Here is a 23256-nt window from a genome sequence, read left to right as displayed (position 1 = left end):
GGAATGCAATCGCTATCTAATTGAAGTAGTCAATAAGTTCTCACGTCTATTTTAGAGTAAGTGACAGGGTTCTCAAGTGTGTAAGAATTTAGATGATTGAAATCTATTAAAAGGAATTATATGCAAATATCTATATATTGAGAACCTCTTAAACTGAATTGTCAAAAATAGATAGTTTGATTTGCAAAAAATAAAGCATAATTAATTTATTATAAATGGAAAGCACTATTAGTCAGTTGTTTGGGACAGGTAGCAGAAAGTTCGAGATACCATCATATCAAAGAGCCTATTCTTGGGAAGATAAGCAAATCAATCAATTTCTCGAAGACCTGAAAAATGCCGAAAATCAATATTATCTCGGGCATTTTCTTTTCGAGTCAAATGATGACTCAACGTTGTATGTGATAGATGGTCAGCAGCGGCTTACAACCTGTGTCATCTTCTTTAGTGTCCTCAGAAGGGTATTGGAGGAGAGAAAGAAGAGTAGCGAAGAAATCAGAGTAGATTTGGATGCTCTTGCTTCACGCTACCTTGTAGACAAAATAGAGGATACTCAAAAATTCAAAACTGTCCGGAGCGACAATAATTTCTTTGTAGAGGAAATTATTGAAGGGAGAGAAGGACACTCACAGGAAGTGGATACGACTTCCAAAGAAAGGATTAGAAATGCTAAGAAGGTATTCTCAAAACAATTTGCAACTCTTTCTACCGAACTCTTGGAGAGGTGGTGCCAAATCATTGAAGACGCAACTGTGACTGAATTCATTGTAAAGGACAAAGTTCAGGCGGCTCAGGTTTTCGCATTTCAGAATGACAGAGGTAAAAAGTTGTCAAAGCTGGAAATTATTAAAGCATACTTTATGCTTCAAATTTATTTGTCAAGCGGCTCTAAAGAAAAGATCAGTGACAATATTACCTATCTAGAGGATGAGTTTTCAAAAATATACAAGCAGATAGTTCGCATTAATCTCGACGAGGATGAAGTTCTGAATCATTACTGGCGAGCTGTGAGTGGCCAAGGTTTTTATAGTGCTGAAGTGATTGAAGGCATAAAGAACAAGATAAAAACAAAGTCTGGGCAGCAGGGTGAATTAAATTCAAGAACGAAATGGATAAAGGGGTTTGTATCCGGGTTAGCACAAGCATTTCAGACCGTAGAAAAAGTTGAGAAGTCTAATGATGTTCATACACGTCATTTGCGAGACCTGAACAATATGGCTCTTTCTTATCCTTTCCTTATCAAAGCTTATAAGTATGGAGTAAGTGAATCCTCCATAGATCGTCTTGTAAGGCTGCTCGAGAACATTACTTTCAGAAGCCTTATTCGAGGGGGGAGGGCTGAAATAGAGTCACGATTGAACCACTATCTGGTACCTTTCAAGTCAGCTGAAGATATAGATACAACCATCTCTAGTACAATCAATAGTATTAGGCAAAGTAATTGGTGGTGGTACTGGAATGACAATTCTTTAAAGAATCAACTTTACAGCGGGGATTTTTATCAGAACCGAGTAGATAATTATTTGCTTTGGAGATATGAGCTCCAATTGGCTGATAAGAACCACCCTGTCCCCCATAATGTATCTTTTAAGGATTTGATAAGAAATGAAAGTATTGAGCACATAGCTCCCCAGACCCCTACTAATGGTGACCCTGTTGCCAATGGTTATGGACCCTATAAAGTTGAAGCAGAGCCTAAGGATGGTATCTCTTCCGGGAGTTGGTTAAACAGTATAGGTAACCTTATGCTTATTGCCCAATCCCAAAACAGTTCTCTTGGGAATAAAGCATTTTCTAAAAAGTTAGAAGTATATGGGAAGGATAATCTCCTCAATCAACAAAAAGAAATCATTGAATTTGTTGCTGATAAGTCAAATCCTGTTTGGGATAAGACTGCTATTGAAAGGAGGAGGGATAAGATAGTCAAAGCAGCATTAGAAATATGGAGCCTTGATAGATTGAATTAGCTTTAAAAGAAGAGACCACACTTTATAAAGTGTGGTCTCTTCTTTTAAAGCTAATTCAATAATTGTATGGTTTCTTTATTCATTGCAAAGTAGTAGTTCTAAAGCGCAAGTCTTGTAGCATCTGAGTTAGACGCATTGAAAACTTGGCAGGGGCTTGTAGTTTCTCTGGGTCTGGGCTAGTGAATCAGATAGTTTTGTTGATGGCCTTCTTTGACTTAGTAAGTCTGAATCAGTGCTGCTCAATCCTGCTTAAAATGTTACTCATTCCCCTTGGTTGGTGCATTGCTTTTTGCGTAGCGATCTCCTGCCTTATATTTAGGAAAGAGTTTTCATTTCGCCTTATTATTTTCGGTATGCTTTATGCTTATATATAATATAACATATATGGCTTTGTAAAACCAATACTATGAATCGTCTCCTTACTTATGGGGTAAATAGAGGTGAATTGAAACACATTTCAGAAGTCGCCAACGGCCGAGCTTGTAATTGTGTTTGTTCAAACTGCTCAGAGGAGCTGGTTGCTAAAAACAACATAGCAAATATAAAAGCGCATCATTTTGCACACTTGTCTGGAGCGGAATGCGCAGGAGCTTATGAAACAGCTCTGCATTTATTAGCTAAAGCGGTTCTGGCCAAAACTAAAAGGTTATTTATACCCGATTTTCACTATGATTTTAACCCTAATAATGAAGTATCCTTATATACAAGGGGTAGTGAGGTAAGCTTTGATTCTGTGGTTCTTGAACAAAGAGTCAAAGTCGGGGACAGTTTTTTAATCCCTGATGCCATTGGAAGTCTGAGGAGTCGAACCATCTATATTGAATTTGCTAATAGCCATTTTATAGACGAGCTAAAAAGAAAGAAACTTATAAATAAAGGGATTCCTTGTATTGAAATAGACTTATCTGGTCAGGAATTGGATGAGGAGAAGTTGGAAGCCTTTTTTAATTCCTCAACGTCTCAAAAATATTGGATATTTAATCCCCGCTTAGAAAAAGCCTATCAATTAGAAATGGCTGAGAAAGCAAAACAAGAAGAGGCTGTCAAAAGAGAGGAGTTAAGGAAGCTGAATTTTTTTAAGGCAAATCTTGGTTACAAGGTCCTAAGAGTATTGGGTGAGGTTTCAACAAGATGCCCTAAGAGAGTGGATGCTTTAGGAGGATTAAAGGAGACTATTTTCTACAATCGGAAAGAACTCAGGTATATAATTGACGGAGTCTTTTGGAATGGTAAAATGTTTGGATTCCCTCCAAATGGGCGCTACATATATTTAAATAATGAAAAGGTGTGGGTATTCCCCCCTCACGGCGAGTCAACGGAAATAACAGAGGAGCAGAAAAAGTATAATAGTTTCTTGTACAAAGGGCTAATGATAATTAAAGAGGCAATTGATGCAGCAGAAGTTGGGAAGTGTCTGGATTGCCAGTATTCTGTTTGTAGATTAGGTATAGAGGAAGTTGAGTATCAGGTGTGTGAATATCCTAAATAGGGGGATCATCCAAAAAGTCTACTACCTTTACTGTTAGCTGTTTGATATCTTTTGTCTCACATTCCCATACAGTAAACACTTCCCATCCCATTTCTTTCAATTGAGCTACATTGCGGATGTCCCTGTCCACATTAGACTGTCGTTTAGTCTGCCAAAACTCAGTATTAGTTTTAGGCACTACAGCCCCATACTTACAGGTGTGCATATGCCAGTAGCACCCGTTTATGAAGATTATTTTTTTCCTGCTGGGAAATACGAGGTCTGGTTTTCCGGGCAGGTCCTTTCTGTGCAGTCTAAAACGATAGCCCAAGCTGTGAACTAGGCGCCTTATTACCATTTCGGGCTTGGTGTCCTTGGACTTGATTCGGGACATATTGAAGCTCCGCTGTTCCTTGTTGTGTACGTCCGTCACCTATCTCTAAATCTGCTTTAAGCTCTGATACAAACTCTTCCAAAGTTTTGATACGGCTTCTCCACTCAGGAGGATATTGTGTATGCAAGTCTTGGGGAACAACAAGAGTTACCCCTTCATCTTCCATCTCCTGTAATTGGTTTGAGGAGATACCTTTCTGCATTGTGATTATATGCTTATTAGGCACTCTGTTGGCTTCATTAAGAACCTGCCTCCACCTGTCTTTGCAGGTGGTCTTTATTCCAATCATACGAAGCTTTTCAGCAGGATATTTAGAATCCTCATAAGCTTCTTTGCTTGGAATCAGTATATCAGGCTTCTTGTTTCCTTCTATTTTCGCTTGGCTTTCAAAGGGGATTCCGGCTAACCTCAATAAAAATTCAGTATGGTGCTCGAAGGAGTGGCCAGCTCTGGACTTTCTCCTGTTTGTTATACTGTTTGCGGTAGCAACAAAATCATCTACGTCACTAAAAACCCTTACTATCTGGTCCTGAAGCAATAGCCTTTCTATTCTTTTAAATAGCTTGTATTCAAAATCTACCAGCTCCATTATTTTCTTATCGAGAGAAAGCTGGTTGAATTTGCTTAAGCATTCGAGTAATATCCGTTGTGTTCCGGTCGAGATGGCCCCAGACGTAGGGAAAGCATCCAGGTTGGTAGTAAATTCCCTGAATTTCCTTTCAATGCATTCAGATTCTGTTTCAGGTTCCTCCTCCTCGCCTCTTATATAAGCTGCCCAGTTCTTTCCAAACTCAATCTCAATACCAAGAGAGCTTTGGATGTCAAGAATATCATCCTCAATATCCAAGACGTAAGCCCTCATCTCAGTATGGGAAATAGGTATCAAGACAAGCAGGCTTCCTAGGTTGTCAGGTGTCAGCCAAAGAAACTCTCTCCCGAATCTGGTTAACCTGTATTCGCTCCTGGTTCCCGTGCCATACCAAGTGATACAGGATTCTGTAACTGTACCATCCTGCCATAAAACAGAAGGCCAAGACTTTGCATTTACTCCCTTTATGGGCGGGTTAGGTGTAAAGAGCTCCCAAACAGCTTTTGGCAGGTAATAGCCTTTCTGATGTCCTCCCGTCAGACCAAGATCGTTTGGAGATATGTATTTCAGAATCGCTTTTCCATATGCCTGCGCATCTTCTATTGCTCTGTCACCGATCGGAGTTGCCATAAAACAAAAATTGGGTTGAACAAAAGAGTCGATTTCCGCTCTAATATCCAACCCAATCTATATTTGTTTATGGCTATTTTATTTCTTCCAGCGCTTATTCTTTAGCATCACTTCTACAATGTTGGCACCTACTGCTTCTGCAATAAGAGGGCAGAGTGAGTTTCCGAACTGGCGATATGCCTGTGTGTCAGATACAACAATTGGCAAATCATCATCAAAGCCCATCAGACGTTTTGCCTCATTTGGCGTAAGTCTTCTAGGGTTCATCCCTTCTCCTTGAGGAATAAGAATCTCAGCCCCATCCTTGTGGTATCTTGCACTAATTGTTCTTGACTGTCCATCCAAGTCCACTAGGCCGAACCCGAACCCGTTGCCTCTTTCCCGGTGCTTCCTTGCATACTCCTGTAGGTAGTTCCATAAATGGTCACTTAATGTATACTTGGGATCAGGATTAGGGTCAAGTATATCTCTTAATGTTGGCCTTGGCCCTGCTGGCGGTGCCGGGAATTCGAACCCAGGGTCTTCCCCAAATACCTTTTTATCAAAGCCAACAATAAAGATCCTTTCTCTGTGCTGAGGGACGTAGTCTGCCGCATCAATGATTTGCTTTTCTACTTTGTATCCAAGCTCCTCAAGTGTTTTCATTATTACCTTGAATGTCTTTCCCTTATCGTGTGAGACAAGGTTCTTCACGTTCTCAAGGATAAATACAGGAGGTCTCTTTACTTCAAGGATAGTGGCAACATAGAAGAACATCGTTCCCTGTGTCGCATCCAAGAAGCCGTGAGGCCTTCCGAGGCTTTGCTTCTTGCTCACGCCGGCCAAACTAAACGGCTGGCAAGGGAAGCCCGCGGCCAAGATGTCGCAGTCTGGAATTGTATTAGGGTCAATTTGTGTGATGTCTCCCGATGGCTTATCTCCGTACCAAGCTTCGTAGGTCTTTTGGGAATACTTATCCCACTCGCTTGTAAATACGCACTCTCCGCCAGCTTTCTCCAGTCCAAGACGGAAACCACCGATTCCGGCAAAGAGGTCAACGAATTTGAAGAGGGGGGCGGGTTTGAATAGAAGCTCAGGCTCAGTAATCTTTTTGGCCTTTTTCGGCTTTGCCTTTTTTACTGGCGCGGGAGTTATGGAAGATGTAGCAGACTCCAGAGTCTGGCTGGTTAGCTGAAAATCTATATTCGATTGGAAGTCCATAGCGCAAGAATTAGTTTACAATTTTAACCCTTTATACGGGTTAATCCTAATGCGATTAGCAACTCCTGGGAAAAATACAGGCCTTGTTAGGCTAACTGCCAGGTTTCCTGGGAATTGTGCAAAATGCTGTTTTGCTTAAAGGTAAAGGGCTTCAATACCAAATGATGCAGATAAAAATTTTTATTTTCTACAAGATATTAGCTGTCTTGTTTAGCTAGAATGTTCTTAGAAGATTTACACTCTTTAGAACTAGCCTATGCCAAGCAATTTAAATACCGCTATTGATTTTTTGGAAACTCAATGGTCTTCCATCAACGATAATAAATTAAAAGGAATAAACGCTGAGATTCGCCTTGAGGCTTATTTGAAAAGCCCTTTGATTAAAGATCTTTACCGATATATCATTCCTGGAGGATGGATAATAGCACCTGGTAGTAATGCTGTGTTGATGCCCACAAAGGCAAGAATAGCAGTATTGCCAAATTCGTTTGGGTTTAGCTGGACAAAGTCGTTTTCACCTTCACCATTTACAGCCCAAACTTTAGCATCATCCTTCTTTAATCAGGTTGGCATAGAAACTTATTTCGCAAATTTTGATCCTTCTGGCAGGGAAAGTCGTTTTGATGTCCCAAGGAAAAAGAACTATAATACTACTTACGAACTAGAGCCTCACCTAATTGGTAGCAGTGGGTTGGAGAAAGTCGATATCAACGTGATGATGAGAAACTTTCCTAGGAGGAAAGGCTTAGTGGGAATGAGAGCCTACAAATCGGGTAGAATCGATAGAAAGGATCCTGTTTGGAGTGATTCTTCATTGGTGACTCATCTTTTCTGGAAAGAATATTCTAGATATTTTCTCCAGAGGAATTATTTGGTTTCATCTAATGACCTTGACTTTTTTATAATCGGTAAAAGTGGAAAGGCATATCCAATCGAGTTAAAAAGCAAAAGAGTTTATGCAGATGCTAAGCTTGGTGACTGGTTTGGTATTGATATTGGACCCTTTTCTAAGTTGTCCTTTTTCGTTTCTCTATCAAATAATATGGAAGCTTTATACCTTGTTGAAGAGGTTGATGATTTGGGGGGAAATATTGAATGGTGGGGTGTAAGGTTCTCTGAGGTTCTAAAGTATTGCTTTTGGGTAACTCAATCTGGGGGAGCTTCAATGGGAGGAGGTAGGTCAAACACTATTAAAGTTCCAAAAGAAATCTTTACTCCTTTGCATTTGCTTCTTCCTACTCTATAGCCCTGTGTTCTAATCATCCCCTCAAACTTTCTTCTAATCTTGCCATATAATGTTATGACAAATTTGGAAGAAGTTTTTGTAGACGTAGAAGGATTCAAGGGCTACAAAATTGGGAACTACGGAACGCTGCTAGGGAAACTAGGTAAGCCAATGAGGCCTAGCCTATGTAATGACGGTTACTTGCAGACTGATGTACAGCTCAATGGGAAATCTGTAGGGAAACTCATTCACAGGTTGGTTGCGGAGCACTTTGTGCCCAAGCCTAACTCCAATGAAGCCCTTTATGTAGATCACATTGACAATGACCGCTTGAACAACAGAGCTGACAATCTCCAATGGGTTACACATAAGGAGAACATCAAGAAGTCTACGTTGGCTGGTAGGAGAAGAGCCAAGCTTAAGCCTGAACAGGTAGTAGAGATAAGAGGTAAGTTCTTGATAGGTAAAATGAACAAAGAGCTTGCAGAAGAGTACCAAGTATCCTTTAAGACTATTTGGGGAATTCGTAATGGCTCTATCTGGGCTGATGTAGTATAGTTTGCCAAGCGCATCGCCATACACAGTATTGCTGCCCTAATGCACCGAAAAGCAAAAAGGTCTCTGAAATTACTTTCAGAGACCTTTTTTGTTACCACTCGACATCCTGTAGGGATGGCGAAAGTGGTGATGATTGGAATCGAACCAACGACACAAGGATTTTCAGTCCTTTGCTCTACCAACAGGAATGAATTATTATATAGAATAAAAGTGATTATAACTTATAATAATACTATAGAGAGACAGGCTGTAAGACATTTCAATTTTCTTCATGGGTAAATTTTTAGATTTCTTACCTATGAGAAAGAGTATATGGGTAAGAAATCTAAAAATTTACCCATGACAATTTATTGTTTGACTGAAGTTCTACTCAGGCTTGTAATGGATAGTGCCAGTGTGAATAATCACTTCTACTAAACTTGGATTTAAGTAAAAGTTAGCTTTACCTATCTTTTCTTTGTGAAGTATGCCTATGTTTACCAACTGGTCAAGGTATTTGGCTGCCGTTTTTCTGGTAATAAGCAACTCACGCTCTAAAAACTCAATTTTAGTATATGGGTGGCGAAACAAGTTGTTCAGCAAATCCTGAGAATAAAGCTTGGGAAGTTCCGTTCTAATTTGGTGTTTGTGCTGTTGCATTACTTGTTTGATGCCCTTCACTAAATTAATGGTTTGCTGAGCCGTGACCTCAACTCCTTTCAAAATGAAGAGTAACCACTCCTCCCATAAATTAGTGTCTCTCACATATTGCAGCAAACGGTAATATTCCTGTTTCTGATCAATAATATAACGACTAAGGTATAGAATAGGCAGGTTGAGTAAGTCTTTGATGACTAAATACAAGATATTGATGATGCGGCCTGTGCGCCCATTGCCGTCATAGAAAGGATGTATGCTCTCAAACTGATGGTGAATCACTGCCATTTTCACCAAAGGATCTACCTCGCTGAGTGAGTCATCGTTAATATACTCTTCCAAGTTCTGCATCAATGCATAGACAGTGTCATACTCTTGTGGTGGCGTATACACTGTCTCTCCCGTTTGGGCATTCTTCAGAGCAGTGCCTGGAAGTTTACGTAAACCTGCATTATTTTGCTCTAGCTCTTGCTGAATGGATAAGATGTGGTTAAACGTGAGAAGTTTGTGCTGCCGGGCAATTTGAAAGCCTTTTCTTAGAGCCTGTGCGTAGTTCTGAACTTCTTTGGTGGCGGCAGAAAGTGCTAAGTTTTCCTGTAGTTCAGCTTTGAACAATTCATCTTGCGTGGTGATGATATTTTCAATAGCTGAACTGTCACGGGCTTCCTGTAATGTAAGCGTATTAATTAGAATTTGCTCGTTGGGAATGGTGGCCGCTATTCCCTTCAGTTCCGCCAAATATCTGTGGGCAATGGCAGCCTGCTTAAGTACCGCCTTAGTTTCTAATTCTTGTGCTGGGGGAAGTAGTGGAGGTCTGGATGTCATCACAAAATGGAGATGGAGTAGAAGGCAAGATAAGAAATTAGTCTCTTCCGCTTCCAGCCTCCTTTTCCCAAAACGCCCTAAAACAAAAATCCCGCTCCAATTACTTGAAGCGGGATTCTCTTTTCTGCTGGTGGTGATGATTGGAATCGAACCAACGACACAAGGATTTTCAGTCCTTTGCTCTACCAACTGAGCTACATCACCAGCATCTTTTAGCAACCGTTCCGGAGGCGTTTCGCTACCGTTCTGGTGAAAAAGTATGCAAATGTAGGAAGCCTGATCGGATTTGCAAAACTTAATGCAAAAAAATCTTTTATACCCTTTTCCGAATACTTTGCTAAATTCGTTCGTAATAGAAGCAAACTCCAACGTAAAACTTCCTTTTTGTGATAAGTAGTATAGCCTTTATCATGGTGGCGGCGCTCGGTATCGGGCTGTTTGGCTGGCAGATACGCAAGATTGCCCATAACATTAACCTGGGGCGCGACAAGACCATTGCCGGCGATGTCTCGCAACGCATTAACACCCTTTTGCTGGTGGCGTTTGGCCAACAAAAAATGTTCAAGCGCCCCTTGCCGGCCGTGTTGCACCTGTTTGTGTACATCGGGTTCCTGGTGATTAACGTGGAACTGATTGAGATTTTGATTGACGGTACCTTTGGTACGCACCGGGTGCTGGGCTTTCTGGGGCCGGTGTACAACGTGCTCATGGCCATCAATGAGATTCTGGGACTGCTGGTGATCATTGCCTGCGTTATTTTCCTGGCACGCCGCAACCTCACCAAAGTGCCGCGCCTCACCCGCGGGCCCGAGATGCGCGCCTGGCCTAAGCTGGATGCCAACGTGATCCTCATCACGGAGATCGTGCTCATGCTGGCGCTGTTCGCGTTCAACATCGCAGATCAGAAACTGTCGCAGTTGAATGGCGTGCAGTTGGCGGGGGCTTTTCCGGTTACCTCAGGATTGGTAGATCTGTTCGGGAGTGATGTGAGTACCCTCAAAACCATTGCCGGTATTGGCTGGTGGGTGCACATTATTGGTATTCTGGCGTTCATGAACTACCTGCCCAGCTCCAAGCACTTCCACATTCTCATGTCGTTCCCTAATGTGTACTACAGCAAACTGGAGCCCAAGGGCCAGTTCAGCAACGTAGAGAGCATCACACATGAGATCAAAGCCATGCTAGACCCCAGCTATGTGGTACCACCCGCCCCCGAAGGCGCAGATCCGCAGAAATTTGGGGCCAAAGACGTGGAAGACCTCACCTGGAAGCAGCTCATGGATGCCTACACCTGTACCGAGTGTGGTCGCTGTACCAGCGTATGCCCAGCCAATATTACAGGTAAGTTGCTGTCGCCGCGTAAGATTGTGATGGACACCCGCGACCGCCTGGAAGAGAAAGGGCATTCGCCTATCATCTTCGCGCCGGCGCACTACAAAGAAGAGTCTGAGCGCGTGAAGGTAACCGAGGAGCGTACGCTGCTGCGCGGGTACGTAACGCCGGAAGAGCTCTGGGCCTGCACCACTTGCAACGCCTGCGTGGAGTCTTGCCCCGTGAACATCAACCAGCTGTCTACCATCATTGACTTGCGCCGCTTCCTGGTGCTGGAAGAATCGGCGGCGCCGGCGGCCCTCAATACCATGTTCAGCAACATTGAGAACAACGGGGCCCCGTGGGCCTTCTCGCCCAGCGACCGGTTCAACTGGGCCGATGATTTATTCATGGCTTCTAAGAACTAAGCCATTTCCTTCGGCTTTGCCGAACAAACCTTAGCTTTTGTGCTGCATGCCGAGTAAATTAGCCTGCTAGCACTTTACAATCTTACTTAGCATACGCACCTCATGTCAGAGAAAAAACAGATACAAGTACCCGTCATGGCAGATTTGGCCGCCCGCGGTGAATCTCCGGAAGTATTATTCTGGGTTGGCTGCGCCGGCGCCTTTGATGACCGCTACAAAAGCGTGACCCGCGCCTTCGTGCGCATTCTGGAGCACGTGGGCACCAAGTACGCCGTGCTGGGCATGGAAGAAACCTGCACCGGAGACCCCGCCAAGCGTGCCGGCAATGAGTTCCTGTTCCAGATGCAGGCCATGACCAACATTGCCACGCTGGACGGCTACGGCATCAAGACCATTGTGACGGCCTGCCCGCACTGCTTCAATACCATTAAGAACGAGTACCCGGCGCTGGGCGGAAACTATGAGGTCATCCACCACTCCACGTTTTTGCAGAACCTCATCAATGAGGGCAAAGTGAAAATTGCCGGGGGCGGCGAGTTCAAGGGCAAGCGCATCACCTTCCATGACTCCTGCTACCTGGGCCGCGCTAACAACATCTATGAGGCTCCGCGCGAGGTACTGGCTGCTTTAGATGCCGACCTGGTGGAGATGAAACGCAGCCGCGCCAACGGCCTGTGCTGCGGTGCCGGTGGCGCCCAGATGTGGAAAGAACCAGAGCCGGGCAACAAAGACATCAACGTGGAACGCGCCGAGGAAGCCATTGGCACCGGTGCCACCATCATTGCCTCCGCCTGCCCGTTCTGCATGACCATGATGGCCGACGGCGTGAAGAACAAGAACCAGGAAGACAACGTGAAAGTCTTTGACATTGCCGAACTCATTGCCCAGGCCGAAGGCATCAACGCCTAGCAGGTTGGTTTGCGTTTAGGTGCTCTTTTTCTAAAAACAGCCCCTAAACGCAAAGGCAAGTTCAGACAAACCATTCCGGTAGCCATTGGCTTTCCTTTGGCTCCTGAAGTTGACGATAGAGTAAAAAGCCAGATTGAAAAATGCGTTTAGCGGCTCTTTTTTGAAAAAGAGCCGCTAAACGTCCTATTTACCCATTGTAAGCGTTTCTGTACGTGAGTTGTTTCTTACGCTGCCAAGGCGCTTACCTCATTAGCACATTGCCATGTACGTTCCTTTTGAACAATTACCGCCGTATAGCCGGGTGTGGGCATACCAGATCAGTAGACCGCTTTCTGTAGAGGAAGAAGCGCAGATGAACCAGCGGCTGCAGGATTTCGTAACGGAGTGGAGCAGCCACGGGCGTGATCTGCAGGCATCCTTCAGCATTCTGGAGCACCACTTTCTGTTTCTGGCCACCAATGAGCAGGTAGCCTCGGCCAGCGGCTGTTCCATAGATAAATCAGTCTCTTTCCTAAGGCAATTAGAAGAGGACTTTAACGTTAAATTATTTGACCGCACGCAGTTGGCCTTCCAGGAGCAGAGCCAGGTGCGCACGGTGGCGATGGCCGATATAAAAGCGCAGATAGCGGCCGGTACTCTATCGCCTGATTCCCTTTATTTTGATACCTTAGTGCAAACAGTGGGTGCCCTGCGGGAACAGTGGCCCAAACCCGCTAAAGATACTTGGCTGGCTCGCTACTTTCAGAGCCAATAACGCGTAAGAGGCACATGATGCGACAGAACCGAATCCTTGTACTGGCCTTGTCTTTGGCTGTGGCGGCTTGCGGGCCCTTCCGTAGCTCCGTACAAAAAGGCGACAAGAACTTCAGTAGAGAAGAATACCAATTAGCCATTGAAAATTACCAGGCCGCGCTGAACAAAGGACGCACCGGTGCCGAGGTGAATTTCAAACTGGCCGAGGCTTACCGTCTGTCTAACCGCCTCCCGCAGGCCGAGCAATACTACAAAGCCGCCCTGGACGCTGGCCGCAAGAACGAGGAAACCATGTTCCGCTACGGTATGGCACTCAAGGCCAACGGCAAGTATGAGGAGGCCGCCGCGCAATTGCAGCGGTATCTGGCCGTGGCTTCCAACAAGACCTACATCAAACTGGCGCAGCTGGAGGTGAAGAACCTGGAGCAGGTAGCCAACATCATCAAGACGCCTTCTTACCAGATTGTGAAGCCGGTGCCCGCGTCTAACTCGGCGGCGTCTGAGTTTTCGCCGGTGGTTCTTAACAATGAGCTCATTTTCTCCTCCACCCGTGAGGACGCAAAGTATAAAGGCAACGGCGAAGGGTTTTTGAACCTGTACGTGGTTCCTCTGGCAGATACCGGCAACACCGCCGCCGCCACGGTAAGACCTTTTGCCGAGCAGCTGAACGCCCCTGAGGTGCACGATGCCTCGCCGGCGTTCACCAATGAAGGCCGTACCATGGTCTTTGCCCGGGGCAATACCGGCAAGAAGTCTGGGAGCGCCAACGTAGACCTGTACATCTCACAGTATAAGACCGGGCAGTGGTCTGAGCCGCGGGCGGCCAGCTTCAATGACGCCGCCGCCTGGGATGCCTCGCCTGCTTTTTCGCCAGACGGCAAAACGCTGTATTTCTCCTCAGACCGCCGCGGTGGCCAGGGCGGGCGCGATATCTGGAAAACTACTCTGGATGCAGGTGGTCGCTTCTCCAGACCAGAGAACTTAGGACCCACCATCAACACGCCGGGCAACGAGTCTTTCCCCTACGTGGCACCAGACGGCACCCTGTACATTGCCTCAGACGGCCATCCCGGCTTGGGCGGACTGGACCTCTTCCGCATCAGCGGTGACTCGGTCATCAACTTAGGCGCGCCCATCAATTCCATAGGCGATGATTTTTCGCTGCTGGTTACTGGGCAGGACCAAGGTATTTTCGCCTCTAACCGAGCCGGCGGCCAGGGCGGCGATGACCTCTATTCCTTTGTGAAGCGGCAGCCAAAACTGGTTAATTTCTTTGTAGACGGCCGCGTGCTGGAGCGCAACGAGAAAACAAATGCCACCACGCCCATGGCCAATGCCCGCGTTACACTGCAAAACGCCCAGGGGGTAAAGATCACCGAAGCCACCGCAGATGCCTCCGGCGCTTTCACATTTAAATTAGATACCGCCAGCGTGTACTCCGTCATCGCGGAGCGCTCCGGTTATTTTGCGGCCCGCCAACCAGTGGTGACCCAGGGCAAAACGCCGCCGCAGAGCCAGCTTACGCAGCCCGTGACCGACATCAGGCTTACCACCACGCTTACCCTGAGTAAAATTGTGCGCAACAAGGCCATTGTGGTAGAGAACATCTTCTACGACTATGACAAAGCCAATATTAGGCCAGATGCCGCCGTGGAACTGGACAAACTGGTGCAGACCTTGATAGATAACCCTACCATCACCATTGAGTTGAGTTCGCACACAGACAGCCGCGGGGTAGACATCTATAACCTGGATCTGTCGCAGCGCCGGGCGCAGAGTGCGGTAGACTACATCATCTCCAAAGGCATTGACCCCAAACGCATCACCGCCCGCGGCTACGGCGAGACCAGGCCGGTAGTGCGCAACGCCAAAACCGAGGCTCAGCACCAACGTAACCGCCGCACAGAATTCACCGTGACCCGCATTGATGAGTAGTCTCTTTGCCGTTTTCAAGGTCTGTTCTGTAAGTTTCTTTAAACCGAAGTGTTCAACTGTTTAGCCGAAGCATGAAAAGCAAATTAATTTTTATTTTAGGTCTTTTGTTTACAGCCTTCGGGGTAGCCCCTTTATTCTTTGACATGCCTTTCCAAGGGAAGAATGCCTCTTTTGTGGAGGGCGGTCTGCTAGGCCTGGGGCTGGCGATGATGGTAACGGCCTTCGTAAAACGGAAACAGGAACAAGGGCAGTAAACCTATGTTGCTGCTCTAAACAGAAATACCACAAGAAAAGCCTCCCAGAACCGGGAGGCTTTCTTATTTTTGCCCAGCAATGAGCCAATTCCCGTTTAGGGGCTCTTTTTGCGAAATTAGGCTCAAAACAGCTTTTACTTCAATCACTGCCTCCCATGGAAAACAGGTACCTGCAGCGCGGCGTTTCCGCGTCTAAAGAAGATGTACACAACGCCATCAAGAACATAGACAAAGGTTTGTTCCCCAAAGCGTTCTGCAAGATTATCCCAGACCTGTTGGTGGGCGATCCTGAGTACTGTAACATCATGCACGCCGACGGCGCGGGCACCAAATCGGCGCTGGCGTACCTGTACTGGAAAGAGACCGGCGATATTTCCGTTTGGAAAGGCATTGCCCAGGATGCCATTGTCATGAACACCGATGACCTGCTCTGCGTGGGCGCCACGGAGAACATCCTACTTTCCTCCACCATTGGCCGCAACAAGAACCTGGTGCCCGGCGAAGTGATTGCCGCCATCATCAACGGCACCGAGGAAGTGTTGCAGATGCTGCGCGACAACGGCATTGGCATCTACAGCACCGGCGGCGAAACCGCTGATGTGGGTGATCTGGTGCGCACCATTATTGTGGACAGCACCGTGACCGCCCGCATGAAGCGCAGTGACGTGATCTCCAACCACACCATCCAACCCGGCGATGTGATTGTGGGCTTTGCGTCTTACGGCCAGGCTACCTATGAAAATGAGTACAACGGCGGCATGGGCAGCAACGGCTTAACCAGCGCCCGCCATGATGTGTTTGCCAATTACCTGGCCCAGGCTTACCCAGAAAGCTTTGACCCCGCCGTTCCCGCCGATTTGGTTTATTCCGGGAGCAGCAAACTCACAGACGTGAACGAGGAAACTGGCCTTACGGTAGGCAAACTGGTGCTGTCGCCCACCAGAACGTACGCGCCGCTGGTGCAGGCTATCTTGAAGGACTACCGCAGCCAATTGCACGGCATGGTGCATTGCAGCGGCGGAGCGCAGACCAAAGTGCTGCATTTCACCCAGAACGTACACATCATCAAAGACAATCTGTTGCCGGTGCCGCCGCTGTTCAGGCTTATTCAGGAGCAGAGCAACACCAGCTGGCAGGAGATGTACAAAGTCTTCAACATGGGGCACCGTCTGGAGCTGTACGTGCCCGAGGCCATCGCGCAGGACCTTATCCAGATTTCCCAATCGTTCAACATTGATGCGCAGATCATTGGCAGGGTAGAGGCCAGCGAGAAAAACGAACTCACCATCACCAGCCCGTACGGCCAGTTTTACTACGAAGGATAGGTTCTTCTTTCCTGTTATAGAAAGCCCTTGCGTTTAGGGGCTGTTTTTAGAAAAAGAGCCCCTAAACGCAAGGGCTTCGGCTTTAAATATAGATTTGGCACAATATTGGTTTTGGAGTAGGTGAACGATTTCAACTGTACCAGCCATGAAACGTCTATACTTTTTAGGATTGTGCCTGTGCCTCCTGAATCCGCTGTTGTACGGGCAGGCAAGGCCAGAGGCCGCTCTTCTGGTAGAAAGCCAGCGCGGGGAGTATTTCCAGCTCAACATCGGGGGCCGAATCATTAACCCAACTCCCGCCAGTAGGGTGGCCGTGGGGGATCTTCCCGCCGGTAAGCACCTGCTGCGCATACGGGTACTGGGCAGAGGCCGAAGGGCGCAGAACATTACTGCCCAGGTAGTTTTGGAGCGGGGCTATGAAAGTGTGTATGTGCTGACCCCAACTTCTCACAGATCCTTAGGACTGGTGCTCCGCAAAGCGGAAGATATCCCGTTGGAGAACCCGCTGCCGCCCGCAGAGGTGTCGGCGCAGGACATCTGCCGCCACATGATGGAAGAGCGCGATGTGGACCGGGTAATCAGGTTCATACGCGAAGAAGACTTTGACGACCGCAGGCTTGAGATCGCCAGGGGCGAGATAAAGCTGGCGGGTGGCCTCCTGACCGAAGACCTGTACCTGCTCCTGAAAGAACTGAACTTTGATGAGCAGAGAGTTGCCCTGGCCAAGTTCGCCTATGCCTATGTCTGCGACCGCCATCGGTTCAGCCGGGTGCTGGATGCCTTTGAGTCTTCCGCCGGTAAACGCGAGATGCAGGACTTCCTGTATAAACGCTAATAGGCAAAGCGAATGGGAAACACATCAGTTGAAGAATATCAGGTTTAAAAGATAAAAGCCCCAAACAGAACGGCTCCGTTATCTAAACGGAGCCGTTCTGTTTGGGGCTTACGGCTGGAGGAAAACCTATTGGCTAACCCTCGGCGTCAAGCGTCTATTTCTACCGAAGGCGGTCCATGGAGCGCACCAGGTCTTCATCACGCTTAATGAAGCGGTTGGCCAGCACGTTCATGAGCAAGCCAAAGGCCGGCAGATAGAAACCGGAAAGGTATTCGCCCTGGGTTTGGGTTTTCACCAGGTCTTCGCCCACGTAGGAGGAGAAGTAGAAAGCGCAGCCCATGAGCGCAGCCATCACCAGGGAGTTGAGCAAGCCCAGTTTCATTTGGGTGAGGCGGTTCTTGTACTGGAAGATCTCATATAAGGCAATAAGCGCCGCCGCACCCGCCAGAATAGCAATGAACACGGTGCTGGTGGAAGGGGCGCTGGCCGCTGCCGTACCCACCCCCGACAAGGAGAAAGCGGTTAAGGCGTATTCCTGACCAGTGGCCGGATCAGTTTTAGCCCAGATTGGCAAAAAGAACATGGCTACCATGGCCACCACAATCAAAAACAGGAAAACGCTCTGAACTCTCTGTATCATAAATTTTTGGTTTCAATAGTGCCTGCAAAGCTACATAAATCTTGGCAATGAGGTAACTCCCCCTCTGGCCAGAAATACAGGTTTCTGCGGCTTTCTGCTGTCAGGGAGCGGCAAATAAAAAATCTTCCTGTGAATCAGGGAAGTAAAGGGCGCGAGATAGCTAATTGTAGAAAGTGGTCAGTTTTGGCATGAACGTTGCAATTGGGTAGGTAGATCAAATCTAAGAGTGATGAAACGGTTAGCGATATTCAGTTTAGTAGGGTTGCTGTTGACAGGAAGCGGAGCAGCCTCAGCGGGTACTTTGGGAGCAGGCAAGGGCAAAGAGAACCCGTTCTCCAAAGCAGAGAAAAAACGCACTAAAGCCCTGGAGAAAGCGGCCAAAAAAGACGCCGAGTATCAGCAGGAAATGGCCAGAGCCAAAGAGAAGTACGAGCGCGACCAAGCCGATCTCAAAGAGGATTACAACCGCAAGCAGCATAAGATCAATGATCAGTTTGTGAAAGACCACTACACCGCCAGCCAGTTCGCCCAGGAAATGGACCGTCTCAGAATCTCTTACGAGATGGACAAGCAGAAACTGCAGGAACGCTATGAACGCCAACGCGACAAGCGTCAAACCGCCTGGCAGGCAGAAAGAAATACTATCTCGCTAGTGAAATTGTAGCCTAAAGGCAATCTCAATTATAATATAGAGCACTGCGTTTAGGGGCTGTTTTTGGGAAAACGGCCCCTAAACGCAGTGCTTTCTTTTTGTAAAGCTGGCAAGGCAACAGACTACGGCGGGGTTTCTGTATCTTTGCGGTATGCGGTATTTTTTAGAAGTGGCGTATGACGGGACCCGGTTCCACGGGTGGCAGGTGCAGCCCAATGCGTTGTCGGTGCAGGAGGTGCTGGACGATTGCCTGCGCAAAGTGTTCCGGCTGGCCGAGGTGGAGACCGTGGGCAGCGGGCGCACAGATACCGGCGTCCATGCCACGCAGCAATGGGTACACGTAGACCTTCCGCGGGCGCATGAGCCGGAGGAAATCCAGTACAAGCTCAACCGCATACTGCCGCAAGACATCGCCGTGGGGCAGGTGAAACCGGTGGGCCCTGAGGCACACACCCGTTTTGATGCCGTAAGCCGAACCTACGAGTACCGCATCACGCTGGAGAAAAATCCGTTCCTGGTGAGGCAAGCGTATTATCTTTCCAGAAAACCTGATGTGGGCCAGATGAACCAGGCGGCGCAGGCGCTGCTGCAACTGGAAGATTTCACCACCTTCTCCAAAGTGAAAGGAGATACCAAACATTACCGCTGCACCATCACCCACGCCCAGTGGCTCCAGGAAGGAAACCAGCTCATCTTCACCATTACAGCCAACCGGTTTCTGCGCGGCATGGTGCGGCTGGTGGTGGGCACGCTCTTAGACGTGGGTAAGGGCAAGCTGAGTCCGGCGCAGTTCAGGGAGATAATTGAACGGCAAGACCGAAGCCTGGCCAGCGGGGCCGCTCCCGCCCAGGGGCTGTTCCTGCACCGCGTGGAGTATCCGGAGAGGTATTTTCAGCACCAGTTGGCCCTGTTTGAGCAGGCTGTGGCCAGTCAGGCCGAAGAGGCATAGAAGAAGAACAAGTGCGTTTAGCGGCCGTTTTTCTGAAATAAAGGCAAAAACAGCTTGGCCTGGCGCAGAAAGTGCCTGGGGCATCGGGAATGGACACCTCTACCGGGTGCGGCTTTATTGCGTACTTTTGCTTTGGCGCGGCAGGGGCGTTTAGCGGCTATTTTTCCAAAACAGCGCCAAAAACAGACAGTTCTAGCTTATTCCTGCACCTGCTTCTGCCTGTTCTACGTTAGCAGAGGCAGGCATTGCATTTAACAGATTCAGAGAAACCTACATGAGTGAGATAGGAGGCAGCAAAACCGGGAGTGCATTTGACTGGGAAGTGCTGCGGAAGATATTCCGGTTTGTGAAACCGTACCAGAGAATATTCTATTTGGTTATTTTCCTCACGGTGGCCTCGGCGTTGCTGGCTACCATACGGCCGTTCCTCATCCAGGAAATGGTGGACAAGCAGATTCTGCAGTACAACTGGCAGGGTGTGAACCGTATGTTCATGTGGCTCATTGTGCTGCTGGTGGGCCACACGGTGGTGTCTTACTTCCATACTTATTTTGCCGGTTGGCTGGGGCAGTACGTGGTCCGTGATATACGGGTGAAGCTGTATGAGCACATCCTCAAACTTCGGCTCAAGTTCTATGACCGCACCCCCATAGGTACGCTGGTCACCCGCAACGTGAGCGACGTGGAAACCCTCTCCGATGTGTTCTCCGAAGGTCTGGCCGCCATGATCGGAGACATTCTGCAGCTGCTTTTCATTTTGGGTTACATGTTCTGGATTGACTGGAAGCTCACGCTGGTGAGTCTTTCCATGTTCCCGCTGCTCATCATCAGTACGTACATCTTCAAGGAGAAAGTAAAAGAGTCTTTCCAGGAGGTGCGCGGGGCGGTGTCTAAGCTCAATGCCTTTGTGCAGGAGCATATCACAGGCATGATGGTGGTGCAGATCTTCAACAACGAGGAGCGCGAGATGAAGAAGTTCCAGGCCATCAACAAAGAGCACACCCGCGCCAACATCAAATCAGTGCTGTATTACTCCATCTATTTCCCGGTGGCCGAGGTCATCGGCGCAGCCGGAACGGGGCTTTTGGTGTGGTACGGGGCCAAAGGCGTGATTCAGGACACGGTTACGCTGGGTTCTTTGATCGCGTTCATCATGTACATTGGCATGTTCTTTAGGCCCATCCGGCAAATCGCCGATAGATTCAATACCCTGCAGTTGGGCGTGGTGAGCTCTGAGCGGATCATGCGCCTGCTGGAGAGTAAGGAGATGATCTCAGACTCGGGTACCTATGCGCCCGAGACCATTAAGGGTGGGGTGCAGTTTGAGAACGTATGGTTCGCCTACAATGACGAGGACTGGGTGCTCAAGGGCATTTCTTTTGATGTGCACGCGGGCCAGACGGTGGCTTTGGTGGGGGCCACGGGCGCCGGAAAAACCTCCATCATCAACCTGCTCAGCCGTTTCTACGAGATCAACAAGGGCACCATACGCGTAGACGGCCATGACGTGAAGGAGTACGATCTGGAGGTGCTGCGCAAGCACATTGGCGTGGTGCTGCAAGACGTGTTTTTATTTTCCGGCACCATCGCCGACAATATCAGCTTAGGAAACAAGGAGATTACCGAGGAGCAGATGTGGCACGCCGCCCGTCTGGTAGGCGCAGACAAGTTCATTGAACGTTTGCCCGGCGGATTGCAGTACAACGTGATGGAGCGCGGCGCCACGCTATCGGTGGGGCAGCGGCAGCTTATTTCCTTTGTGCGCGCCATGGTGTATGACCCTAAGATCATCATTCTGGATGAGGCCACTTCCAGCGTAGATTCAGAAACCGAAGAACTCATCCAGTTCGCCATAGCACAGCTCATGCAGGGCCGCACCTCTATTGTGATTGCCCACCGCCTCTCCACCATCCAGAAAGCCGACAACATCATTGTGCTGGACCGCGGTGAGATCAAGGAAAGCGGCACCCATGAACAGTTGCTGCAGACTGGCGGGTATTACGCTCAGCTGCACGAAATGCAGTACAAGAGCTTCGTGTAAAACTTGCTTTGCGTTTAGGGGCTGTTTTTGGAAAAAGAGCCCCTAAACGTGACTGGGTTTCTATTCTGGGCTGCCTGCCCCTTTAGAACGACCAAGGTAAAAAGACAAGCCAAATTTAAGGCTGGATAAGGACAGGTTCGCCTTGAACTCCTTTTGATCCAGCATCTTGTTGCGTTCATACCCAATCTCCCCGGCCGTTATTTCAAGCCCTAGCAGCGGCGTAGGGAAAAACACTATGCCTGGGCTTAAAAACGCTTTATAGCTGTTGGCTTTGGTCTCATTGTGCTGGGAAGATGCTACACTGGTGGACTGGCCGACGCCACCCAGAATCAGGTTGCCTTGAGAATCTCTGGTGTAATATTCTCCAAAAGGAGTCCCATCTGGATGTACTAAGTCAATATATCCATAGGTGAAATAGGAGAGGTCAACTTCTTGGGTAGTTCTGGCAAGGGCTCCTCCCGCATGTGCAAAAAAGGACAGCTTTTGCGTGAGGGGTTGATAGTAGCGTATAAAAGGTCCGGCCTCCCACGTTTTGGCAGAGATTTCCGCCTGGGTGTCGAAAGTGGTGGCATGGGTAGAGCCGGAGTAAGGAAGTAAATCCCTGGTTTCTGTCTCCGTTGTGGCCTTAGAGAACCCGGCCATAATGCCTACCGCCCATCTGTCATTGAGCATATAACCTGCAAAAGGACGTGCAGATAACGTTGTCTTAGTCTCAAGATTAGCATTGCTTCCAGATTTGTGCTCATAACTGAAATTGCCTCCAACTATTACCGCATGTCTTAGGGTTTGGGCATGGCTACCGGTAAAGCAGAGGAAGAGAAGGATACAAAGGAGTGGGTAACTTTTTTTCATAAAGGGTTTAGGGATAAAATAGAAGAGATATAATGATGGCAAAATGTCTAAGGTGCCCATTGGCGCAGTGAATGTAATCTTCCTTTTGGAACTTTGAAAGGAGTGTGGCACCAGATGATAGCTAGAGGTAGGCTTGCCGGAAAGAAATTCCTGACCAGGCATAGCCGGTTTCTGCTCTAGCTGTACCTTTGCGCTATGAAAAAGAAGTTCTTGATTTACCTGGCCATTGTGGTGGGCCTGGTGTTGGTGTTTTACACGTATATGGGCGGCTTTACTGAGGTTAAAATCTCCGAGGCCGTTTCCTCGCAGGTAGTTATTGCCGGTAAATATTTTGAGGGAGATCCCAGCTCAGATGCCTTGGGTGATATTTACCAGCAGGTGGGTAAAGCGGTGGAGCAAAAACAGATAGTGGGCGATTTCGCGGGGATTTACTACAACAACCCTGGTAAGAACTCCAAAACCATCAAGGCTTTTGTGGGCGTGGCCGTGCAAGATACAACCGCGTTGCCTGCTGGATTTACGGTGCGGGTGGTGCCGGCCGGGAGACCGGTTTTGCGCGGTGAACTAGACGCTAATATTACCCTTGCCCCCAAAAGAATTTACAGTGCCTTGTTTGACCACGCGGAGGAGCACAAGCTCAACCTGAAAGAGTTTTACGTGGAACGTTTCCCGGAGGGGAAGCCCGCCGTCATTGAAGTAGAGCTGAATCAAAAATAAGATTTGCGTTTAGGGGCCGTTTTTGGAAAAACGGCCCCTAAACGCAAATCTTTATACAAGCCTTTTTACCTCAGTGCCTCCTGTTTTGTCAGAGACCTTTTGCCGAGTCTACATGAGGTAATTGTATTCCTTCCTGTACTGAACTAGGTCTTAAACCAATCAC

At 47.9% G+C, this 23256-nt stretch carries 21 protein-coding genes and 1 tRNA gene; 15 read left to right on the top strand and 7 right to left on the bottom strand.

What is annotated here, in order from left to right; translation table 11 throughout:
* The first annotated feature begins 215 nt into the window (after positions 1 to 215).
* Together EFA69_RS02620 and EFA69_RS02615 are read left to right on the top strand one after the other, a co-directional pair.
* Complete coding sequence (locus EFA69_RS02620; protein WP_123131540.1) at positions 216 to 1967, top strand: DUF262 domain-containing protein; 1752 nt, start codon at positions 216 to 218, stop codon at positions 1965 to 1967.
* Between the two features lie 406 nt (positions 1968 to 2373).
* Positions 2374 to 3456, top strand: a complete 1083-nt coding sequence (locus EFA69_RS02615) for a competence protein CoiA family protein (protein ID WP_123131539.1) — start codon at positions 2374 to 2376, stop codon at positions 3454 to 3456.
* Here the strand turns inward: EFA69_RS02615 and EFA69_RS02610 are convergent.
* From EFA69_RS02610 to dcm, 3 genes are all read right to left on the bottom strand, one after another.
* Positions 3449 to 3829 carry a very short patch repair endonuclease gene (locus EFA69_RS02610; RefSeq protein ID WP_123131538.1) on the bottom strand — a complete coding sequence of 127 codons (381 nt, stop codon included), beginning with the start codon at positions 3827 to 3829 and terminating at the stop codon, positions 3449 to 3451. The two genes, EFA69_RS02615 and EFA69_RS02610, sit on opposite strands and share 8 nt — an antisense overlap.
* A complete protein-coding gene (locus EFA69_RS02605; protein WP_148041236.1) occupies positions 3750 to 5048 on the bottom strand; it encodes a type II restriction endonuclease in 1299 nt (432 codons plus the stop codon). Before EFA69_RS02605 ends, EFA69_RS02610 begins: the two co-directional genes overlap by 80 nt.
* A gap of 78 nt (positions 5049 to 5126) precedes the next feature.
* Positions 5127 to 6248 carry a DNA (cytosine-5-)-methyltransferase gene (gene dcm, locus EFA69_RS02600; RefSeq protein ID WP_123131536.1) on the bottom strand — a complete coding sequence of 374 codons (1122 nt, stop codon included), beginning with the start codon at positions 6246 to 6248 and terminating at the stop codon, positions 5127 to 5129.
* Positions 6249 to 6504: 256 nt separating this feature from the next.
* Here dcm and EFA69_RS02595 point away from each other — a divergent pair, with 256 nt between their 5' ends.
* Together EFA69_RS02595 and EFA69_RS02590 are read left to right on the top strand one after the other, a co-directional pair.
* On the top strand, positions 6505 to 7494 hold the full coding sequence (locus tag EFA69_RS02595; protein ID WP_123131535.1) for a hypothetical protein: 990 nt from the start codon (positions 6505 to 6507) through the stop codon (positions 7492 to 7494).
* Positions 7495 to 7548: 54 nt separating this feature from the next.
* Complete coding sequence (locus EFA69_RS02590; protein ID WP_123131534.1) at positions 7549 to 8031, top strand: HNH endonuclease signature motif containing protein; 483 nt, start codon at positions 7549 to 7551, stop codon at positions 8029 to 8031.
* Between the two features lie 366 nt (positions 8032 to 8397).
* Here EFA69_RS02590 and EFA69_RS02585 read toward each other — a convergent pair whose 3' ends face one another.
* Complete coding sequence (locus EFA69_RS02585) at positions 8398 to 9492, bottom strand: Fic family protein (protein WP_123131533.1); 1095 nt, start codon at positions 9490 to 9492, stop codon at positions 8398 to 8400.
* Positions 9493 to 9620: 128 nt separating this feature from the next.
* A tRNA-Phe gene (locus tag EFA69_RS02580) sits at positions 9621 to 9696 on the bottom strand.
* A gap of 206 nt (positions 9697 to 9902) precedes the next feature.
* On the opposite strand from EFA69_RS02580, the gene EFA69_RS02575 reads away from it, so the two are divergent.
* The 7 genes from EFA69_RS02575 (at position 9903) to EFA69_RS02545 (ending at position 17242) form a co-directional block, all read left to right on the top strand.
* Positions 9903 to 11231 (top strand): (Fe-S)-binding protein, encoded by a 1329-nt coding sequence (locus EFA69_RS02575; protein WP_123131532.1) that lies wholly within the window; start codon positions 9903 to 9905, stop codon positions 11229 to 11231.
* A 135-nt stretch (positions 11232 to 11366) separates the two neighbouring features.
* Positions 11367 to 12140 (top strand): (Fe-S)-binding protein, encoded by a 774-nt coding sequence (locus EFA69_RS02570; protein WP_123131531.1) that lies wholly within the window; start codon positions 11367 to 11369, stop codon positions 12138 to 12140.
* Positions 12141 to 12402: 262 nt separating this feature from the next.
* Positions 12403 to 12894 carry a hypothetical protein gene (locus EFA69_RS02565; RefSeq protein WP_123131530.1) on the top strand — a complete coding sequence of 164 codons (492 nt, stop codon included), beginning with the start codon at positions 12403 to 12405 and terminating at the stop codon, positions 12892 to 12894.
* 14 nt (positions 12895 to 12908) lie between these two features.
* Entirely contained in the window at positions 12909 to 14828 is a 1920-nt protein-coding gene (locus EFA69_RS02560; RefSeq protein ID WP_123131529.1) for an OmpA family protein, read from the top strand.
* Between the two features lie 71 nt (positions 14829 to 14899).
* Positions 14900 to 15082, top strand: a complete 183-nt coding sequence (locus EFA69_RS02555; protein WP_123131528.1) for a hypothetical protein — start codon at positions 14900 to 14902, stop codon at positions 15080 to 15082.
* Positions 15083 to 15237: 155 nt separating this feature from the next.
* A complete protein-coding gene (locus EFA69_RS02550) occupies positions 15238 to 16407 on the top strand; it encodes an AIR synthase related protein (protein WP_123131527.1) in 1170 nt (389 codons plus the stop codon).
* A gap of 145 nt (positions 16408 to 16552) precedes the next feature.
* Entirely contained in the window at positions 16553 to 17242 is a 690-nt protein-coding gene (locus tag EFA69_RS02545; RefSeq protein ID WP_123131526.1) for a DUF4476 domain-containing protein, read from the top strand.
* Between the two features lie 160 nt (positions 17243 to 17402).
* Here the strand turns inward: EFA69_RS02545 and EFA69_RS02540 are convergent, their stop codons facing one another.
* Positions 17403 to 17882 carry a DUF4293 domain-containing protein gene (locus tag EFA69_RS02540; protein WP_123131525.1) on the bottom strand — a complete coding sequence of 160 codons (480 nt, stop codon included), beginning with the start codon at positions 17880 to 17882 and terminating at the stop codon, positions 17403 to 17405.
* A 229-nt stretch (positions 17883 to 18111) separates the two neighbouring features.
* Here EFA69_RS02540 and EFA69_RS02535 point away from each other — a divergent pair, with 229 nt between their 5' ends.
* From EFA69_RS02535 to EFA69_RS02525, 3 genes are all read left to right on the top strand, one after another.
* Positions 18112 to 18546 carry a hypothetical protein gene (locus EFA69_RS02535; RefSeq protein ID WP_148041235.1) on the top strand — a complete coding sequence of 145 codons (435 nt, stop codon included), beginning with the start codon at positions 18112 to 18114 and terminating at the stop codon, positions 18544 to 18546.
* 139 nt (positions 18547 to 18685) lie between these two features.
* Entirely contained in the window at positions 18686 to 19483 is a 798-nt protein-coding gene (gene truA / locus EFA69_RS02530; RefSeq protein WP_123131523.1) for a tRNA pseudouridine(38-40) synthase TruA, read from the top strand.
* Between the two features lie 274 nt (positions 19484 to 19757).
* Positions 19758 to 21524: an ABC transporter ATP-binding protein gene (locus EFA69_RS02525; protein WP_123131522.1), complete on the top strand. Its 1767-nt coding sequence runs from the start codon at positions 19758 to 19760 to the stop codon at positions 21522 to 21524.
* 60 nt (positions 21525 to 21584) lie between these two features.
* On the opposite strand, the gene EFA69_RS20090 is transcribed toward EFA69_RS02525, so the two are convergent.
* Positions 21585 to 22538, bottom strand: a complete 954-nt coding sequence (locus EFA69_RS20090) for a hypothetical protein (RefSeq protein WP_148041234.1) — start codon at positions 22536 to 22538, stop codon at positions 21585 to 21587.
* A 33-nt stretch (positions 22539 to 22571) separates the two neighbouring features.
* Between EFA69_RS20090 and EFA69_RS02515 the strand changes: the two genes are divergently transcribed.
* The gene (locus EFA69_RS02515) at positions 22572 to 23093 is read left to right on the top strand and encodes a GyrI-like domain-containing protein (RefSeq protein WP_123131520.1); all 522 of its coding nucleotides are present in this window, start codon (positions 22572 to 22574) and stop codon (positions 23091 to 23093) included.
* The last annotated feature ends 163 nt before the right edge of the window (positions 23094 to 23256 follow it).

This window comes from Rufibacter immobilis (genome assembly GCF_003721565.1).
Taxonomy (GTDB): Bacteria; Bacteroidota; Bacteroidia; order Cytophagales; family Hymenobacteraceae; genus Nibribacter; species Nibribacter immobilis.
Note: the sequence above shows the minus strand (reverse complement) of the source record. Positions and strands in the feature narration are given on the sequence as shown.